The organism is Pseudomonas sp. GD03875 (genome assembly GCF_029840585.1).
Taxonomy (GTDB): Bacteria; Pseudomonadota; Gammaproteobacteria; order Pseudomonadales; family Pseudomonadaceae; genus Aquipseudomonas; species Aquipseudomonas paralcaligenes.
In genome coordinates this window covers 278,742-296,349 of sequence record NZ_JAOCCV010000003.1, presented here as the reverse complement: position 1 = coordinate 296,349, position 17,608 = coordinate 278,742, and the positions used below count along the sequence as shown (strand labels likewise).

Genomic DNA, 17,608 nt, shown 5'->3' with positions numbered 1-17,608 from the left:
GACCGGGAGCGGGTGCTCAGTGCTCGCGCGGTGGCAGGTCTTCGGAGAAGGGCGAGTCCTCCAGCGAATCGCCGGGAATGGCGTGGGCTTCGGAGGCCCAGGCGCCCAGATCGATCAGCTTGCAGCGCTCGCTGCAGAAGGGGCGATTGGGGCTTTGCGGGCCCCATTCCACCGGTGCGCCGCAGGTCGGGCACTCCACTGTCGCGCTCATGGCTGGCCTCCTCGCAGGGTCAGGTAGAAATTGTGCAGGCGTTCGACCTCAGTCTTCAGCCAGGGTAGATCCTGATCGTTGATCAGCACGTCGTCGGCATGGCTCAGTCGCTCCTCGCGGCTGGACTGGGCCTTGAGGATGGCGCGTATCTGCTCCTCGGAACTGTTGTCCCGCACCATGCTGCGTTGCAGCTGCAGGTGCTCGGGGGCGTCCACCACCAGTACCCGCTGGGTCATCCGGTGCTGGCCCGATTCGACCAGCAGTGGCGACACCAGAATCGCATAGGGCGACTCGGCGCGAGCCAGCGCCTGGTCGATCTCATGGAAGATCAGCGGATGCAGCAGGCCCTCCAGCCAGCGTCGTTGCGCTTCGTCCTGAAACACCAGCTGGCGCAGTGCGGAGCGATCCAGGCCGCCATCGGGCAGCAGCACCTGAGGGCCAAAGCGTTCGGCGATGGTGGCCAACGCTGGGCGTCCGGGCTCGACCACCCAGCGCGCGGCATGGTCGGCGTCCACCAAGTGCACACCGAGATCGATGAAATACTGGGCGACGGCGCTCTTACCGCTGCCAATGCCGCCCGTGAGGCCGAGAATCCAGGGTTTGCTCATCTAAAACCGGCGAACTGCAGATAGGTCCCGGTTATTTGATCACCCCAGAGCAATGCGATCCAGCCGGCAATCGCCAGATAGGGGCCGAACGGAATGGGCGTGCTGGTTTCCTGATTGCGCAGACGCAGCATGATCAAGCCGAGTACGGCCCCGACCAGCGAGGACAGTAGAATGGTCAGCGGCAATATCTGCCAACCACCCCAGGCGCCCAGCATCGCCAGCAGCTTGAAGTCGCCGTAGCCCATGCCTTCCTTGCCGGTCAGCAGCTTGAACAGCCAGTACACCGACCATAGGCTCAGGTAGCCGGCGATGGCGCCCCATAGCGCGTCTTCCAGGCTGGCGAAAAAGCCGAAATGGTTGGCGATCAGACCCAGCCACAGTAGGGGTAGCACCAGGGCATCCGGCAACAGTTGGTGATCGCAGTCGATCATGCTCATCGCCAGCAGCCCCCAGGTCAGCAGCAGCGCGCCGCCTGTCTGCCAGCTGAAGCCGAAGCGATAGGCCACATAGCCGGAGAGCAGTCCGCAAGTCAGCTCGACCAAGGGGTAACGCTTGCTGATCGGCGCCTTGCAGCCGGAGCATCTGCCTCGCAAGGCCAAATAGCTGATGATGGGGATGTTTTCCCAAGGGCGAATCTGATGTCCGCATTTAGGGCAGCAAGAGTTGGGCAGGACGAGATTGAAAGTGTCCTGAGGCTCTACCGGCAGCTCTAGGATTTCACAAGCCTGCTGTCGCCACTCGCGCTGCATCATCACGGGAAGACGATAGATGACGACATTGAGAAAGCTACCGACCAGTAAGCCGAGCAGGGCGCATAACAAAACAAAGGCCGGCAAGTTGCCGGCCAGAGAATCGACTATTTGCATGGTTACACGACAGAACCGAGCTGGAAGATGGGGAGGTACATGGCAACGATTAGGCCGCCGACCAATACGCCCAGTACGGCCATGATCATGGGTTCCATGAGGGCTGTGAGGTTATCCACCATGTTGTCGACTTCAGCCTCGTAAAAGCTGGCGACCTTGTCCAGCATTTCGTCCAGCGAGCCGGACTCTTCACCAATGGCGGTCATTTGTATGGCCATGGAGGGGAAGGTGCCGGTGGTGCGCATGGAGAAGTTGAGCTGCATGCCGGTAGATACGTCGGCCTTGATCTTGTTGGTGGAGTTTCTGAACACCACGTTGCCTGTAGCGCCCGCCACTGAGTCCAGTGCATCGACCAGCGGCACACCCGCAGCGAAGGTGGTCGACAGCGTACGGGCGAAACGGGCTACTGCAGACTTATAGAGAATGTCCCCGATAATAGGCAGCCTGAGCAAGCCGCGATCAACTGAGTTCCTGAATTGCTCTGAGCGCTGGTGCGCTTGTTTGAAGATCACCGCGGCGCCGAAAAGCACGAGCAGGATGACGAACCACCATGACTGCAAAGACTCCGACAGACCGATCACCATCTGAGTGAAGGCCGGCAGTTCTGCCCCAAAACTGCTGAATACAGACTCGAACTGGGGCACTACCTTGATAAGCAGGATGGCCGATACGATGACGGCGACCACGAGAACGGCGATCGGGTAGGTCATGGCCTTCTTGATCTTGGCCTTCAGTGCCTCGGTCTTTTCCTTGTAGGTCGCTACTCGGTCCAGAAGATTCTCCAAGGCGCCCGCCTGCTCGCCGGCGTCGACCAGGTTGCAGTACAGGTCGTCGAAGTAAATAGGCTGCTTGCGCAGTGCGGTGGCAAAGCTGTTGCCCGCGGCTACCTCCTGCTTGAGGCTGTCCACCAGCTTGCGCATGTTGGGGTTGTCGAAGCCCTCGCTGATGATGTCGAAGGCGCTCAGCAGCGGCACGCCGGCCTTCATCATGGTTGCCATCTGGCGAGTGAACAGCGCGATGTCCAGCGGCTTGATCTTCTTGCCCGCGCCGAATATCGAACCTGACTTTTTACGAACTTTGGTCGGGTTGATGCCCTGTTTGCGCAATTGGGCCTTGATCAGAGCGGGGTTCTGCCCGCCCATTTCCCCTTTTATCTTGGCGCCTTTCTTGTCAGTGCCTTCCCAGACGAACATGCTGGTCTTGAGAGCTTTTTCCGCCATCGTGGGCTAGTCCTTGGTCACGCGGTTGATTTCCTCAAGGCTGGTGATGCCTTGCATGGCCTTGAGCAGGCCGGACGTGCGCAGGTCATTGAAGCCGTCCTTGAGCATCTGCTCGGCGATTTCAATGGAGTTACCTTCTTCCATGATAATGCGTTGCAGGGCTGGCGTGTTTTTAACCACTTCATAAATGCCGACCCTGCCCTTGTAGCCCCCTTTGCAGTTCTCGCAGCCGACTGGGCCGTAGATCTTGAAGGTGCCGATCTTGTCTTCTGGGAAACCTTCCTTGAGAAGAACCTCTTTAGGCACGTCGACAGGCTTTTTGCAAGTACTGCAAAGCTTGCGTGCCAAGCGCTGGGCGATGATCAGGTTCACCGAAGTGGCGATGTTGAATGCCGGCACGCCCATGTTGCGCAGGCGTGTGAGGGTTTCCGCTGCGCTGTTGGTGTGCAGTGTGGACATCACCATGTGACCGGTCTGGGCGGCCTTGATGGCGATCTCGGCTGTTTCGAGGTCGCGAATCTCGCCGACCATGATGATGTCCGGGTCCTGGCGGAGAAAGGCGCGTAGCGCCTGGGAGAAGTCCATGCCCTGTCGCGGATTCACGTTGACTTGGTTGATGCCTTCCAGGTTGATCTCCACCGGGTCTTCGGCGGTCGAGATGTTCACGTCCACGGTATTGAGGATGTTCAGGCCGGTATAGAGTGATACGGTCTTGCCCGAGCCTGTGGGGCCCGTGACGAGGATCATGCCTTGCGGCTGTTTGAGTGCCGCCATGTACAGTTCTTTCTGATCCTCCTCGTAGCCCAGCGCATCGATGCCCATCTGAGCGCTACTTGGGTCGAGAATACGCATCACGATCTTCTCGCCCCACAGCGTGGGTAGCGTGTTGACGCGGAAGTCGATGGCCTTGGTCTTGGAGATCCTCATCTTGATCCGGCCATCCTGCGGCCTGCGTCGCTCGGAGATATCCAGGCTGGCCATCACCTTCAGGCGTGCGGCGATGCGTGGCGCTAGCTGGATGGGGGGCTTGGCCGTCTCGTGCAGGATGCCATCGGTGCGGAAGCGCACCCGATAGGCGTGCTCGTAGGGTTCGAAGTGCAGGTCGGAGGAGCCGCCCTTGATCGCATCCAGCAGCATCTTGTTGACGAAGCGTACGACCGGCGCATCATCGGCATCGGCCACCTCGTCGCCTTTCTTGCCATCGGCTACTGCCTCGACATCGGCCTCAAGGTCGCCGTCGTCCATGCCTTCCAGGCCGCTGGTTGGATCATCGAAGAACTTGTCGATGGCGTCGCCCAGCTTGTCGTCCTCGACCAAGATCATCTCGGTATTCAGGCCGGTACTGAACTGCACATCGGTGACGGCCTGGTGGTTGGTCGGGTCGGAACAAGCGATGAACAGCTTGTTGTTGCGACGCCACAAGGGCAGCACGCGGTGCTGGCGAGCCAGCTTCTCGCTCACCAGATCCTTCGGCTGTTGTTCCACGTCCAGCGTCGAGAGGTCGAAATAGGCGACGCCGAACTGGTCGGAAGCCAGCTCCACCAAGGCCCGGCCCTTGACCAGCTTGTTCTGCACCAGGTAAGTGACCAGCGGCAACTGGTTGCGCTGGGCCTGCTGGCTGGCCTGCTGAGCCGTCCTGCTGTCCAGCAGTTCGGCCAGCACCAACTGCTTGGCCAGGCCGGAAAGGGAAATGCTGTCGTTCATTGCACCGCTCCGTAAACAATGGCTGCCTTATAACGTAGTTGCTCATGGGGTGCCAAACGGGGGAATTTCGACTGACAAAAATGGGCAGTTAGTGTCGGGCTGGGTGGAGCATGATGAGGCCCCAACGTGTTTTGTCGGCTGAGCTACAGGGTTTTGCAGGAGCGGATTCGCCTTTGTACGCCACCGCCGAGGCGTAAGCCTAGGGCGTTGGAGCTGTTGCGGTTTGGTGCAGATTCGAGGCTGGGTTGCTTTGTATTGGCGGAGCGGTCGGGGGTTTGGAGGTACTCCGCGAACTAAGTCTTGGCACGCCCCCTGCATTGCACCTGGCAGGTCGCTGGACCTGCCAATATCTAGGAGAGAAACATGAAAGCTCAAATGCAAAAGGGTTTTACCCTGATCGAACTGATGATCGTGGTCGCGATCATCGGCATCCTGGCCGCCATCGCCATTCCGCAGTACCAGAACTATGTGGCCAAGTCGCAAGCTAGCCGCGTAATGAGCGAAACTGGCGCTCTGAAAACCGCTGTTGAAACCTGCATGTTGGAAGGCAAGGATGGCGCTGACTGCTTCATCGGCTGGAGCACTAGCAGTCTGCTTGGCTCGGATACTTCTTCGGAGAGTACTGCCGAAGACACCGGTCAGGATGGCCTGGTTGTGACTATCGATCTGGAGGCTAACACCGCTGATATCACCGCCACCTTCGGCGGTAGCGCTGCTGCTACCCTTTCTGGTGACACTCTGACTTGGGCACGTGCCGATACTGGTGCCTGGACCTGCACCACTAGCGTTGATGCTAAGTACCGCCCGACTGGTTGCGGCGAGGCTGAGTGATAGCTCACTCGCTTGCCAGCTAGCCTGAAGCGCCCCTCTCCGGAGGGGCGTTTTTTTATGCGAGATCAAAGGTCGGAGGCGGGATGTTCAGGCAGTTGTACCTGGGAAAGGTGCTGGGAATCGGCTCTGTAGTATTGCTGCTGGCGGCGACAGTGCATCTATGGACAGCTGAGCGGCAGCGTGTCCTGCAGGCCGTGTACCCGCTGGAGGCAAGCTATACCACCTGGCAGACTCGCTGCAGCGAGGCCGCACCGCAATGGCTCGAGCGCATGCTGGATTACGTCATCGAACGACGGGGTTCGTTGGCTAACCAGATTGCCTACATCACCCCGGATGGCACCTTGCACCACTGTGAAAGCGGCTGGGTGGCAGGGACATTCTCTTCGCCGGAAATTACGGCAAGCACTCGCTTCCGCTTTGCAAGCCTGACCAAATTGGTGACGGTGGATGCAGTGCTGCAAGAGATCTCCGAGGGACGTCTGGCGCTCGATCAGCGGCTCGTCGATTTGTTGCCCGAGATCAAACCCAGTGATCCTCGCGTGGCAAAAATCACCATTCGCCATCTGTTGCGTCATCGGGCGGGCTTTGACCGACTGAAAACACCCGATGTCATGTTTACCCACCGGCTCAAACCATGGTGCCCTTACAATATTGATGTGCTGGCGGATATTCAGCTGGACTTTGATCCGGATAGTAAATCGTCCTACTCGAATATTGGTTATTGTCTGTTGGGCGTGATACTTGAGCGAACGACTGGCAAGGCCTACCGTGCTCTGATGGAGGAGCGATATTCGCTGCGTGACAGGGGAATGCTCTTCGTTGATGGGCCCTATACGCAGGATGAGGTTCGTTATGATTTTCGCAATAGCCCGTTCTATGTAGGAAATTATTATCGGTTCTTTGATTTTTCGGCGTTGTCATCTGCAGCTGGATTATCGGGCAATGCTGTTGAATTAGCTCATCTTTTGAGAGAGTTGCGTGAGCGCAAGCCGCTAAATGTATTCAGTGCGGATGTTGGTGATTGTCGTAAAGCCTATAGCCTTGATTGCTATGGTTTTGCATTGAAAATTTATGAGGGGGCGGGTTCTACGCTAATGCTGGGTGTCCAGGAGGGAACATTGGTTGGTATGAATTCTGCGGCTGTGCTTGATAGCCATGGCGGGGTAACAGTTTGGCTTGGAGGTGGCATGCCTAAAAAAGGGCCGGGGAAGGAAAGTTCGCTATACGCACATTTCTATCAGTGGTTGGCGGATTACTATGCGCAGCCCTGAGACGCAGACGCTGGGACATATTGCTTGCTTCGATGGATTGCGCGCACTTGCTGCGATTCTTATTGTGGCTTTTCACGCCGCTGTTCCGGCGCTTCCGGGGGGCTTTCTAGCTGTAGATGTATTTTTTGTGCTTTCTGGTTTTCTGATTACGCGCATGCTAGTGGTAGAGTTTGCCCGCACTGGTACGTGCGACTATCGTGCTTTTGTTATCCGGCGATTACGTCGTCTGTGGCCGGCTTTGCTATTTATGCTCATGGTCTATCTGCTGGTGGCCCCTTGGATATTCTCGCCTACTCCTTGGTGGCAGCATTGGCGCGATGCTGTTATGAGTGCTGTGTATCTGGTCAATTACGCGTCATTTTGGGGAGGGACAGCTGTGCTTCGGCATACTTGGAGCCTGGCTGTCGAGATGCAGTTTTATTTGCTGTGGCCGTTGTTGCTGTTGCTGTTGCTGCGGTTGCCGAGATATACGGCCATCACATCTATGTTAAGCATATATGTGGGGGTGAGTCTGTGGCGTTGCTGGAGTTCTGCTAATCTATCTCCATGGGGCTTTTATCCTCATGTCGATGCACATAGCAGTGGGTTAATACTGGGAAGTCTACTGGGCTATCTGAATATACGTATCAGCTCGTACTGGTCGCTACCGGCAATTTTGCTGCTTGTCTTGTGTGTAACTTTTTTCAGCACGGGCTGGCAGCTCTCTGCTTATTATGGATTTACCTTGGCGGAGATTGGAGCGGGCATGTTGCTACTGGCCCGGCCCGGATGGCTGGGGAACGCTCCTCTGGCTTGGCTGGGGCGCATGTCCTATGGCCTCTATCTGTGGCACTACCCGGTCATGCGACTGGTCCAGGGGCAGGGCGGCTGGGATTGGCCGGAGGTTCTATTACTCGGCGTCGGGCTCGGTCTGCTGTTCGCCGTGCTCAGCCATTACCTGCTGGAGCGGCGCTTTTACAAGCCCAGCTTCCATCGGCGTAATGATGGCCCGAGGTTTGCTGTTGCTCCGGAAAGAAGGAGGTAACTATGTTCCAAAACAGCAAAGGTTTTACGTTGATTGAGCTGATGATCGTGGTTGCGATCATCGGTATTCTGGCCGCCGTAGCCATCCCCGTTTATCAGGGCTATGTCGCGCGCTCGCAGATGCAGCGTGCTCACGCCGAGGTAGCGGCCTATAAATCCGCTGTCGAAGAGTATCTGAGCAAGGGGCAGACATCGATTACCAATACCGAGTTGGGCTACACCCCCTCCAATGTGACGGCAACGGCCGGCGGTGATATCGCCAGCTTCATCGCCGATGGCTCAGGATCACTGGAGGTGACGATGGGAGGCAATGCCAGCCCACTTGTGTCAGGTGCTCGCATTACCGTCTTGCGCTCAGCGGAAGGAGTCTGGAGTTGCGATGTAGATGAATCCGGAGCGGCGTCTTGGAGGGACTCCTACATGCCAGCAGGATGTTTCTAGCCGCCGACTGTCGCGGATAGGTGTTCCTCCACCACTTGTGCACTCTTCGTCGGTGCGCGAGCTTGGATGACCATACCTGCTCTTGTACCATCTCGTGCAGGCCGGTGTAGCTCAGCTGGTAGAGCAGCGCATTCGTAATGCGAAGGTCGCAGGTTCGACTCCTGTCTCCGGCACCATGGTCAGGCCCCGTCTCTTGCGGGGCTTTCTATTTATAGAGTGCTACAGGCTCAGCCGCATCGACAGGTCCACTGCCTTGACGTCCTTGGTCAGGCTGCCGATGGAGATGTAGTCGACGCCCGTTTCGGCGATGGTGCGCAGGGTGCTGTCGTTGATGCCGCCGGAGGCTTCCAGCTTGGCGCGGCCGGCGGTGAGGATGACGGCGGTGCGCATGTCATCCAGGCTCAGTTCGTCGAGCATGACGATGTCGGCGCTGGCGTCGAGGGCTTGTTGCAGTTCGTCCAGGCTTTCCACTTCTATTTCCACGGGCTTGCCCGGAGCGATTCGGTGCGCGGTGGCGACGGCCTGGGCGATGCCGCCGCAGGCGGCAATGTGGTTTTCCTTGATGAGGAAGGCGTCGTACAGGCCGATGCGGTGGTTGTGGCAGCCGCCGCAGGTGACCGCGTACTTTTGCGCCAGGCGCAGGCCTGGCAGGGTCTTGCGGGTATCGAGCAGTTTCACGTTGGTGCCCTCCACCATGTCGGCGAAGTGGCGGCAGCGGGTAGCGACGGCCGAGAGGGTCTGGAGGAAGTTCAGGGCGCTGCGCTCGCCGGTGAGGAGTGCTCGAGCTGGGCCTTCCAGATGGAAGAGCGGCTGGTTGGGAGCCACCCGATCGCCGTCCCTGACCTGCCAGTGAACCGCCACCCGGGCATCCAGCTGACGGAATACCGCCTCCACCCAGGCCGTGCCGCAGATCACGGCATGTTCGCGGGTGATTACCGTGGCGTGGGCCAGGCGCTCCTCGGGGATCAGTTGCGCCGTGATGTCGCCGCTGCCGATGTCTTCGCGCAGGGCGTTGCGCACATTGGCTTCGATTTCGGCGCCGAGCTCGGCGAGGGTGAGGTTGGGCATGGCGGCCTCCGCATTCAGGTGGCGCGATTATAGGGACAGACGGTCGGTCCGGTGGAGAGAAAGAGCCGTTAGGCTGTCCGATAGGTATCACATCTGCCGGATGTGACCGTTCGTAACCTGTAGTGCGCGCTCTGTGATGTGGGTCATGTCTTCCAAATGGGGGATTTGGTCATGCTGCGCTCGCCTCTATACTGGATTCAGCATTAACTTTGACGCCGCCCTTTTGACGCGCGCAGGGCGCTCAGCCGATTGTGTGCAGGCCTGTCGAGATCGGATAGCCTGCGGGAGATTTGCAATGAAGACCGACGCGAAAGTGGTGCACCTGAGCAAGGTCGCTCCCGAACACGCGCAGACTCCGCCTGCAGGAAGGCTTCCCGTGGCCCTGATACTGGTACGCGACAAGGCTGCTCAGCAGCTCAAACAGGCTATGCAGGGACTGTTCGACAATGCCGACGACACCCTGTTCGAGATGGCCGACCGGGCTACGAGCAACGCCGAGCAGAACGCCTTCTTCGAGGCCATGCGCGACCTGCGCCTGAAGCGTAAGACGATCGAGCGCGGCTTCCTGCAACGGGTCTTCGAGACTTTCGCTACGCTGAACCAGTACGAGATCGGCAAGGCGCCGACCCTGGAAACCCTTTCCGTCGACTCTCTGAGCCTGGTCCACAACGACACCCTGGAAGAAAACGTGGCGCTCGACGCCATGGTGTCGCGTGTCATGAGCCGTGACGGCCTCGCGCTGGGCCACCTGACCACCCGTCTCAATGCGGTGATCAGCAAGAAGCTGGAAGACAAGACCAATCCCCTCGGCCCCCGTGTACTGTGCGAGCAGTTCCTCGGCGCCTGCGAAGGATTGGGAGTGGAGATCCGCGTCAAGCTGATCATCCTCAAGCTGTTCGAGAAGCATGTGCTGGGCGAACTGGACGAGCTGTACGCCAACGCCAACCAGCAGCTGGTCGAGGCTGGTGTGCTGCCCGAGCTGAAGTCCGCGCCGCCCGCGCGCCGCCAGCCAGGTCGACAGTCGGCGCCGGCGGCACGTGCGACTCGCGAGGCGTCTTCGACGCAGGACGTCGAAACGGGCGGGTACACCGGCGAGGACGTCCAGGAAGTGTTCGGCGCCCTGCAGGAGCTGCTGTCCCAGGTTCGTGGCAGTTCTCTGCTGCCCCGCCGGGAAACCCCTGCCGATGCCATACCGATCTCCAGCAACGACCTGATGCGCCTGCTTTCCCATATCCAGCAGCATCTCCCGACGCCGAGCGGTGCACAGGTCGAGGATGACTTCGACCTGCGCAACCAGCTGGAAACCCTGCTTGCCCGCGCCAGTGCCAGGAGCGGCAAGGCCAGGGTGGTGGGCGAGGTCGACGAGGATGTGATCAACCTGGTCGCCATGTTGTTCGATTTCATCCTCGACGACCGCACCCTGCCGGATTCGCTCAAGGCCCTGATCGGCCGCCTGCAGATTCCGATGTTGAAGGTGGCGGTGCTGGACAAGGCCTTCTTCAGTCGTGGCAGCCACCCGGCCCGCAGGTTGCTCAACGAGATCGCCTCCGCGGCCCTGGGTTGGAGCGCCCAAGGCGACGAGCAGCGCGACAGCCTGTACCAGCGCATCGAGCAGGTGGTGCAGCGCCTGCTCAACGATTTCACCGACGACCCGACCATTTTCTCCGACGTGCTGGCCGAATTCCTCGCCTTCACCGGCGACGAGAAGCGTCGCAGCGAGCTGCTCGAGCAGCGTACCCGCGATGCGGAAGAGGGCCGAGCCAAGGCCGAGCTGGCCCGGCAGCAGGTCGAGCAGGCGCTGAACTCCCGTCTGCTCGGCAAGACGCTGCCCGAAGTGGTGGTGCGCCTGCTGCAGGAAGGCTGGAGCAAGGTGCTGCAGCTGACCTGCCTGAAGCACGGCGCCGAATCCGCCGAATGGGAAGCGGCCATGGCCGTGATGGACGATCTGATCTGGAGCGTGGAGCCCCACGAGTCCGCTGAGGACCGTCTGCGCCTGCTGGAGCTGGTGCCCAGCCTGCTCAAGTCGCTGCGCGACGGCCTGTCCAGCGCGGCGATCGATCCCTTCGTCACCAGCGAGTTCTTCAGTCAGCTGGAAGCCGTGCATGTGCAGGCGTTCCAGCGCTTCAAGCGCGAGACCGTTGTCCCGCAGGTCGTTCCGGCAGAGTCGGAGGCGGGCGAAGAGGTTGGCGCCGAGGGTTCCCTGGAGTTGGGTGAAGTTTCCCTGCTGGATCTGCCGCCGCTGGAGACCGAGGCCGAGGTGGATGTCCCGACGATGGTCGAGGTGGTCGAGGAGATCGTCCTGCTGGCGCCGGGCGAGAGCCGTGAGCAGGAGCCTGAGGCCAGCCTGCCGGACGACGACGAGGCGCTGCTGAAGGTCGATGGCCTGCGTGTCGGCAGCTGGGTCGAGATCCAGGAGGACGAGGAGCACAAGCTGCGCGGCAAGCTGGCGGCGATCATCAAGCCCACCGGCAAGTTCATCTTCGTCAACCGCACCGGTATGAAGGTGATGGAGAAGACCCGTATGGGCCTGGCCGTCGAGTTCCGCCGGGGTGCGATTCGCCTGCTCGACGATGCGCTGCTGTTCGACAGGGCGCTGGAGTCGGTCATCGGCAACCTGCGCAAGCTCAAGGGCGCCTGACAAGTTGCGGATGAAAGCGCCCGGCCCCGTGCCGGGCGTTTTCGTTCATGGCGGCCGTGTCGCTGGCAAGGTCGCGGCTTGCGCCAGAGCCTCCACAGCCCCTAGAGTGGCGCCAGTCTTCAAGGAGCCTGCAATGCGGCTGGACCCTGCCAGTGGCTGGTGTGACGACGTGCGTCACTGCCCCTCGCCGAACTTCAACGAGCGTCCTCGGGGAGAGGTCTCTCTGCTGGTGATCCACAACATCAGCCTGCCGCCGGGCCAGTTCGGGACCGGCAAGGTGCAGCAGTTCTTCCAGAACCTTCTGCCCGCCGACGAGCATCCCTATTTCGCCGGCATCGCCCAGCTCACCGTGTCCGCGCATTTCCTGATCGAGCGCGACGGTAGCATTATCCAGTTCGTTTCCTGTCACCAGCGGGCCTGGCACGCCGGGGTTTCCAGCTTCGGCGGGCGGGAGAACTGCAACGACTTTTCCCTGGGGATCGAGCTGGAGGGCACCGACGAGGAGCCGTTCAGCGATGCCCAGTACCAGGCGCTGATCGCGCTGACCCGTGAGCTGATGCGTGTCTATCCTGAGCTGAAGGTCGAGCGCATCCGGGGCCACAGCGATATCGCCCCGGGGCGCAAGACGGACCCGGGGCCTTTTTTTGACTGGGCGCGACTGCGGGCGGCCCTGGGGAGCGAGGAGAGTAGTCGATGAATTTTCTGGTGCTTCTGCTGGTGCTCTGGGTGGAGAAGTTCTCGTCCGGGCGCAGCCGCATCCAGCGGGACGGCCTCTGGCGGCGCTGGCTGGCTCGCTGCGAGGGACGCTCGCCCTGGCTGGTCCTGATGCTCGTGGTCCTGCTGCCGATGGCGCTGCTCGGCTTGTTGCTGCTGGTACTTGAGCCGCTGGCCTACGGCTGGCTGGCGCTGCCGGTACACCTGCTGGTGCTGATCTACAGCCTGGGGCGCGGTGATGTGCAGGCCGCACTCGGCCCGTTCCGCGATGCATGGCGACGGGGCGACGAGCAGGCGGCGATGCATGTGGCCGAGCGGGATCTGGGCGTCGTCGCCGACAGCGAGGCCGAATTGCTGGTGCGGGTGCAGGATTACGAGCTGTGGCAGGCCTACCAGGGCTTCTTCGCGGTGATCTTCTGGTACGCCCTGCTCGGTCCGCTGCCGGCCCTGGCGTACCGGCTGCTGGCGCTGACCGCCGAGCATGCCGGCCAGCCGGGCGTGGTCGAGCGTGCGGGGCAGCTGCGCCATGCGCTGGACTGGCTGCCGGTGCGCGTGCTGGCGGCCAGCTTCGCGCTGGTCGGCAACTTCGCTGCCGTCAGTCGCGCGGTGCTGTACGACCTGCTGGCCTGGGAGCTGCCCGCGCCGCGCCTGGTGGCCAATGCGGGGCGCGCGGCCAGCGAACTGGCCCCGCCCGCGCCGGGCGAGGAGGGCGTCGGCAGCCTAGACGAGCTGTGGCAGTTGCTGATCCGGGCGGCTGTGCTCTGGTACGCGGTGTTCGCCGTGCTGATCCTGCTGTTCTAGCCGGGCCACAGCCAGGCGGCGCCGCGAACGCCGCTGGAGTCGCCATGCCGCGCCTGCACCAGGCGTGTGTTGACTTGGTCCGAGAACACATGGTGGTCCAGAAGCCGGGGCACTTCCCGGTACAGGGCTGGCATGTTCGACAGGCCGCCGCCCAGCACGATCACCTCCGGGTCGATGATGTTGATCACGGACGCCAGGGCCCGCGCTAGTTGTTCGCAATAGCGCTGCGTGGCCGCGACGGCGGCCGGCTCTGCACGCAGTGCGGCGTCGGCCAGCTGAGTGGCGTCCAGCCCCAGTTCGCTGCGCGCGGCCCAGGCCGGGCCGCTGAGGAATGTCTCGATGCAATCGTCCAGGCCGCAGTAGCAGCGGCGTGCGGGGCCGTCGGCGGTGCTGCGCCAAGGCAGGGCGTTGTGGCCCCACTCGCCGGCGATGGCGTTGGGCCCCTGGAGCAGCCGTCCGTGGATGACGATGCCGCCGCCGACCCCGGTGCCGAGGATCACGCCGAACACGCTGGCGGCCCCGGCGCCCGCGCCGTCCGTGGCTTCCGACAGGGCGAAGCAGTCGGCGTCGTTGGCCAGGCGCACCGGGCGCTCCAGCCGCCGCTCCAGGTCGCCCTGCAGGTCCTGGCCGATCAGGCAGGTGGAGTTGGCGTTCTTGATCCGGCCGTGATCGGGCGAGCGGGTGCCGGGGATGCCGACGCCGAGGCTGCCCGTTGCGCCCAACTGGCGTTCGGCATCGCGGACCAGTTGTACTATGGTCTGCAATGTGGCCTGGTAATCACCCTGCGGGGTGGGCAGGCGCTGTCGCAGCCGTTCTTCGGAGCCTTCGAGGGCGACGATTTCGGTCTTGGTGCCACCCAGATCAATGCCTAAGCGGAGAGACATGCGCATTCTTAACCTTAAGTTACAAAGGGTGGCGCCGATATCCGGTATACAAGCTGTGGGGGATCTGCGCCTGGCAATTGGCCATTTCCGCTGATATCCACAAACACCGATACCTTGCCGTTCAATAGACCAGCCAGCAGCGGCTGGCATACAACAATAATGGCAACAGGAGACGTCTAGTGAATAGCGTGTTGTACCCTGCCATCGCGCTGATGAACCGCATGAGCTTTGGCATGAAGTTCAGCCTGATCAGTGTGCTGTTCTTCCTGCCCATGCTGGTCACCAACTACTTCCTGGTGCGGGACTCCTATGACGCCTTCGTCGATACCCGCACCGAGCTGCAGAGCCTGGAGCTGCTCAAGCAGAGCCAGAAGATGCGCCAGGAGCTGGAGCGCCTCAACGACCTCTACGAGATCAATGCCGTGCTCGGCCAGTCCGGCGAGTCGGACCGGCTCGCCGCGCTGATCGGCCCGCTGGAGAAGAGCATCGGCGAAACCCTCGCCGCGCTCGAGTCGCCCAGCGATGACGCGCAGAAGATCGAGGAATTCAACGCCCAGCGCGACGCCATCAAGGGCGCCCTGGACGCGGTGGCCGCCGAATCCTCGCTGCGCAGCAAGGCCGGCCTGGTGGTCAAGGCGCTGGACAATGCCGAGGTGTTCATCAAGTTCGTCGCCAGCCAGTCCGGCCTCAGCCAGGACAGCGACCTGACCGTGCGCCAGATGGCCGAGCTGCTGACCACCGCCACTCCCCCGGTGACTGCGGCGCTGAGCAAGGGCCGGGCCCTGGGCTCCTACTCCCTTGGCCAGGGCATCCTCGGCTCTTCCGACAGCACCAAGCTCGACGAGCTGCTGGCCGAACTGGAGAAGCTTCACGCCGAATACGGCTTCAAGATTCAGAGCGCGCTGGACGGCAACGCCCGGGCGCAGAGCGAGCTGAGCGCGCCGGCCGAGGCCAGCCGGGCCTCGCTGACCGAGGTCAGCGGCGTGCTGGAAGAGCAGCTGCTGATGGCCGACAGCCTGGACGCGCCCTGGCAGGGCTTCTTCGACCAGCTCACCACGGCCATCGACAAGACCTACACGCTCAACGACAAGGTGCTCGGCTTCCTCGACCTGGAGCTGAGCCAGCGCCTGGAAGGCAAGCGCACGCAGATGGTCCTGCTGGTGGTGGCCCTGGTCGTGCTGTTCCTCGCCATCGGCTATCTCTACGGCGGCTTCTACGTCTCCACCCGCGCCACCCTCAAGGGCTTCGGCAAGACCCTCAACCAGGTCGCCGCCGGCGACATGACGGTGCGCGTCAGCGTGCGCAGCCAGGACGAACTGGGCGAGCTGGGCGAGGTGTTCAACGGCACCGTGGCGAAGATCCGCGACCTGATCGAGCTGGTCGGCCAGACCGTCACCGAGGTCGAGCGTCAGGCCGACCGCGTGGAGCTGGTGTCCGGCGAGAGCAGCCAGGCGGTATCGGCCCAGCGCGGGCAGATCGAGCAGGTGGCCACGGCGATGAACCAGATGTCCGCCACTGCCCTGGAGGTGGCGCGCAGCGCAGCCGCCGCGGTGGGTAGCGCGCAGAGCGTGAACCAGGAGACGGTCAGCGGCCGCGAGCTGGTGGAGGCCCAGGTGGCCCGCATCCAGCGCCTGGCCAGCGAGATCGACCAGTCGGTGAACGTCATCAACCAGTTGGCCGCGGACAGTTCCGCCATCAGCCAGGTACTGGAGGTCATCAAGGGCATCGCCGGGCAGACCAACCTGCTGGCTCTCAACGCCGCCATTGAGGCCGCGCGGGCCGGCGAGCAGGGCCGCGGCTTTGCCGTGGTGGCCGACGAGGTGCGCAACCTGGCCAAGCGCACCCACCAGTCCACCGAGGAGATCGAGCAGATGATCGGTCGCCTGCAGAACGGCGTGGGCGCCACGGTGACCGCCATGAACGGCAGCCACCAGATGGTGGAGAGCACCGTCAGCCAGTCGACCCAGGTGCAGCAGGCGTTGGAGAACATCCTCGGCGCGGTCGGCATGATCGTCGACCAGAACCAGCAGATCGCCGCCGCCGCCGAGCAGCAGACCGCCGTGGCCCACGACATCGACATGAACATCGTCGAGATCAACCAGGCCGGCGAGCGCACCGCCGAAGGCGCCGTGCAGACCGAGCAGGCCAGCCGCGAGCTGTCCGATCAGGTGGCGCGGTTGAAGGAGCTGATCAGCGCGTTCCGCGTGTGATCCGCAGGTGGGCTCCATTCCCGGATTGCATCCGGGCTACATGAGCGTGATCGAAGAGGCTCGCCGATTGGCGGGCCTTTTCTTTGGCTATGTCCCCGTTATGTGTTGGCGACGCAATCCTGCTTCTGTGGGAGCGGCTGGGCGGCATTTCGATTGGCCGCGAAATTCGCGGATAAATCCGCTCCCACAAGGTGTGCAACAACTAACGGGGCTTTGTAGGGCGGGTGAAACCCGCGTTGCCGGTCCGCGGGTTGCACCCGCCCTACGTCGACCAGCCGAACAGCTCGGCGGCGTTGCGGCTGCTGGCGGTGGCCAGTTCCTCCGGCGCCACGCCCCACAGTTCGGCCAGGGCGGCGCAGATGTCCGGCAGGTGTTCCGGGCTGTTGCGCACCCCCGGGTGCATGGCCGGGGCCATGTCCGGCGAGTCGGTTTCCAGCACGACGGCGTCCAGCGGCAGGCGCGGGATCACCTTGCGCAGGCGCAGCGCCTGGGGCCAGGTCGGCGCGCCGCCCAGGCCTAGGCGAAAGCCCAGCCTGAGGTATTCGCGGGCTTCCTCGTAGCTGCCGGCGAAGGCGTGGATCACGCCGCCGCGGGCCAGTTTGAAGCGCTTGAGGGTGGCGATGGTGGCGGCGTGGGCACGGCGTACGTGAAGCAGGGCGGGCAGCTCGAATTCGGCGGCCAGCGCCAGCTGCGCCTCGAACAGCGCCTGCTGGCGCTCGCGGTCGAGGGTTTCCACGTAGTAGTCCAGGCCGAATTCGCCCACCGCGCACACGCTGGGATGGTCGGCGAGGCGCTGCAGCCAGTCGCGCAGTGCCTCCAGATGTTCGGGGCGGTGTTCCTCCAGATACACCGGGTGCAGGCCGAAGGCGGCGTACAGCCCCGCGTGCCGTTGCACCAGGTCCCACAGGCGCTGCCAGTTGCCCTGATGCACGCCGAGCACCACCAGCCGCTCCACCCCGAGCGCCCGGCTGCGCGCCAGCAGCGCGTCACGATCGGCGTCGAAGTCGGGGAAGTCCAGGTGGGTATGGGTGTCGATCAGTCGCATGGGCGGTGCCGTGGCCGGGCCTTGCAGCATCGGGTATTTCACTGGAGTGCGCCAGTCGAGGGAGCGTTCCCGG

General features: G+C 62.3%; 16 protein-coding genes and 1 tRNA gene. 9 read left to right on the top strand and 8 right to left on the bottom strand.

Annotation, left to right across the window (positions count from 1 at the left end):
- Positions 1–16: 16 nt before the first annotated feature.
- The 5 genes from yacG to pilB are packed head-to-tail and all read right to left on the bottom strand — an operon-like array spanning position 17 to position 4,609.
- Positions 17–211 carry a DNA gyrase inhibitor YacG gene (gene yacG, locus N5D30_RS04300; protein ID WP_279907822.1) on the bottom strand — a complete coding sequence of 65 codons (195 nt, stop codon included), beginning with the start codon at positions 209–211 and terminating at the stop codon, positions 17–19.
- Complete coding sequence (gene coaE, locus N5D30_RS04295) at positions 208–819, bottom strand: dephospho-CoA kinase (RefSeq protein ID WP_279907821.1); 612 nt, start codon at positions 817–819, stop codon at positions 208–210. Before coaE ends, yacG begins: the two co-directional genes overlap by 4 nt.
- Complete coding sequence (locus tag N5D30_RS04290) at positions 816–1,685, bottom strand: A24 family peptidase (RefSeq protein ID WP_279907820.1); 870 nt, start codon at positions 1,683–1,685, stop codon at positions 816–818. The genes coaE and N5D30_RS04290 overlap by 4 nt, the downstream gene beginning before the upstream one ends.
- 2 nt (positions 1,686–1,687) lie before the next feature.
- A complete protein-coding gene (locus N5D30_RS04285; RefSeq protein ID WP_279907819.1) occupies positions 1,688–2,905 on the bottom strand; it encodes a type II secretion system F family protein in 1,218 nt (405 codons plus the stop codon).
- A 6-nt stretch (positions 2,906–2,911) separates the two neighbouring features.
- Entirely contained in the window at positions 2,912–4,609 is a 1,698-nt protein-coding gene (gene pilB, locus N5D30_RS04280; RefSeq protein WP_279907818.1) for a type IV-A pilus assembly ATPase PilB, read from the bottom strand.
- Between the two features lie 363 nt (positions 4,610–4,972).
- On the opposite strand from pilB, the gene N5D30_RS04275 reads away from it, so the two are divergent.
- The 5 genes from N5D30_RS04275 (at position 4,973) to N5D30_RS04255 (ending at position 8,351) form a co-directional block, all read left to right on the top strand.
- The gene (locus N5D30_RS04275) at positions 4,973–5,440 is read left to right on the top strand and encodes a pilin (RefSeq protein WP_279907817.1); all 468 of its coding nucleotides are present in this window, start codon (positions 4,973–4,975) and stop codon (positions 5,438–5,440) included.
- Positions 5,441–5,523: 83 nt separating this feature from the next.
- Complete coding sequence (locus tag N5D30_RS04270; RefSeq protein WP_279907816.1) at positions 5,524–6,711, top strand: serine hydrolase; 1,188 nt, start codon at positions 5,524–5,526, stop codon at positions 6,709–6,711.
- Positions 6,698–7,735, top strand: coding sequence for an acyltransferase (locus N5D30_RS04265; RefSeq protein WP_279907815.1), 1,038 nt, complete (start codon positions 6,698–6,700; stop codon positions 7,733–7,735). Before N5D30_RS04270 ends, N5D30_RS04265 begins: the two co-directional genes overlap by 14 nt.
- Before the next feature lie 2 nt (positions 7,736–7,737).
- Positions 7,738–8,175 carry a pilin gene (locus N5D30_RS04260; protein ID WP_279907814.1) on the top strand — a complete coding sequence of 146 codons (438 nt, stop codon included), beginning with the start codon at positions 7,738–7,740 and terminating at the stop codon, positions 8,173–8,175.
- A 100-nt stretch (positions 8,176–8,275) separates the two neighbouring features.
- Positions 8,276–8,351 (top strand) — tRNA-Thr (locus N5D30_RS04255).
- Positions 8,352–8,394: 43 nt separating this feature from the next.
- Here the strand turns inward: N5D30_RS04255 and nadC are convergent.
- Positions 8,395–9,243 (bottom strand): carboxylating nicotinate-nucleotide diphosphorylase, encoded by an 849-nt coding sequence (gene nadC, locus N5D30_RS04250; protein ID WP_279907813.1) that lies wholly within the window; start codon positions 9,241–9,243, stop codon positions 8,395–8,397.
- A 295-nt stretch (positions 9,244–9,538) separates the two neighbouring features.
- Here nadC and N5D30_RS04245 point away from each other — a divergent pair, with 295 nt between their 5' ends.
- The 3 genes from N5D30_RS04245 (at position 9,539) to ampE (ending at position 13,396) form a co-directional block, all read left to right on the top strand.
- Positions 9,539–11,881: a DUF1631 domain-containing protein gene (locus N5D30_RS04245; protein WP_279907812.1), complete on the top strand. Its 2,343-nt coding sequence runs from the start codon at positions 9,539–9,541 to the stop codon at positions 11,879–11,881.
- A gap of 133 nt (positions 11,882–12,014) precedes the next feature.
- Positions 12,015–12,578, top strand: a complete 564-nt coding sequence (ampD, locus tag N5D30_RS04240) for a 1,6-anhydro-N-acetylmuramyl-L-alanine amidase AmpD (RefSeq protein ID WP_279907811.1) — start codon at positions 12,015–12,017, stop codon at positions 12,576–12,578.
- Entirely contained in the window at positions 12,575–13,396 is an 822-nt protein-coding gene (gene ampE, locus N5D30_RS04235; RefSeq protein WP_279907810.1) for a regulatory signaling modulator protein AmpE, read from the top strand. Before ampD ends, ampE begins: the two co-directional genes overlap by 4 nt.
- Here the strand turns inward: ampE and N5D30_RS04230 are convergent.
- Complete coding sequence (locus N5D30_RS04230; protein WP_279907809.1) at positions 13,393–14,280, bottom strand: ROK family protein; 888 nt, start codon at positions 14,278–14,280, stop codon at positions 13,393–13,395. The two genes, ampE and N5D30_RS04230, sit on opposite strands and share 4 nt — an antisense overlap.
- A 179-nt stretch (positions 14,281–14,459) precedes the next feature.
- Here N5D30_RS04230 and N5D30_RS04225 point away from each other — a divergent pair, with 179 nt between their 5' ends.
- Complete coding sequence (locus tag N5D30_RS04225; protein ID WP_279907807.1) at positions 14,460–16,490, top strand: methyl-accepting chemotaxis protein; 2,031 nt, start codon at positions 14,460–14,462, stop codon at positions 16,488–16,490.
- A 262-nt stretch (positions 16,491–16,752) separates the two neighbouring features.
- Here N5D30_RS04225 and N5D30_RS04220 read toward each other — a convergent pair whose 3' ends face one another.
- Entirely contained in the window at positions 16,753–17,535 is a 783-nt protein-coding gene (locus N5D30_RS04220) for a TatD family hydrolase (protein ID WP_279907806.1), read from the bottom strand.
- Positions 17,536–17,608 lie beyond the last annotated feature (73 nt).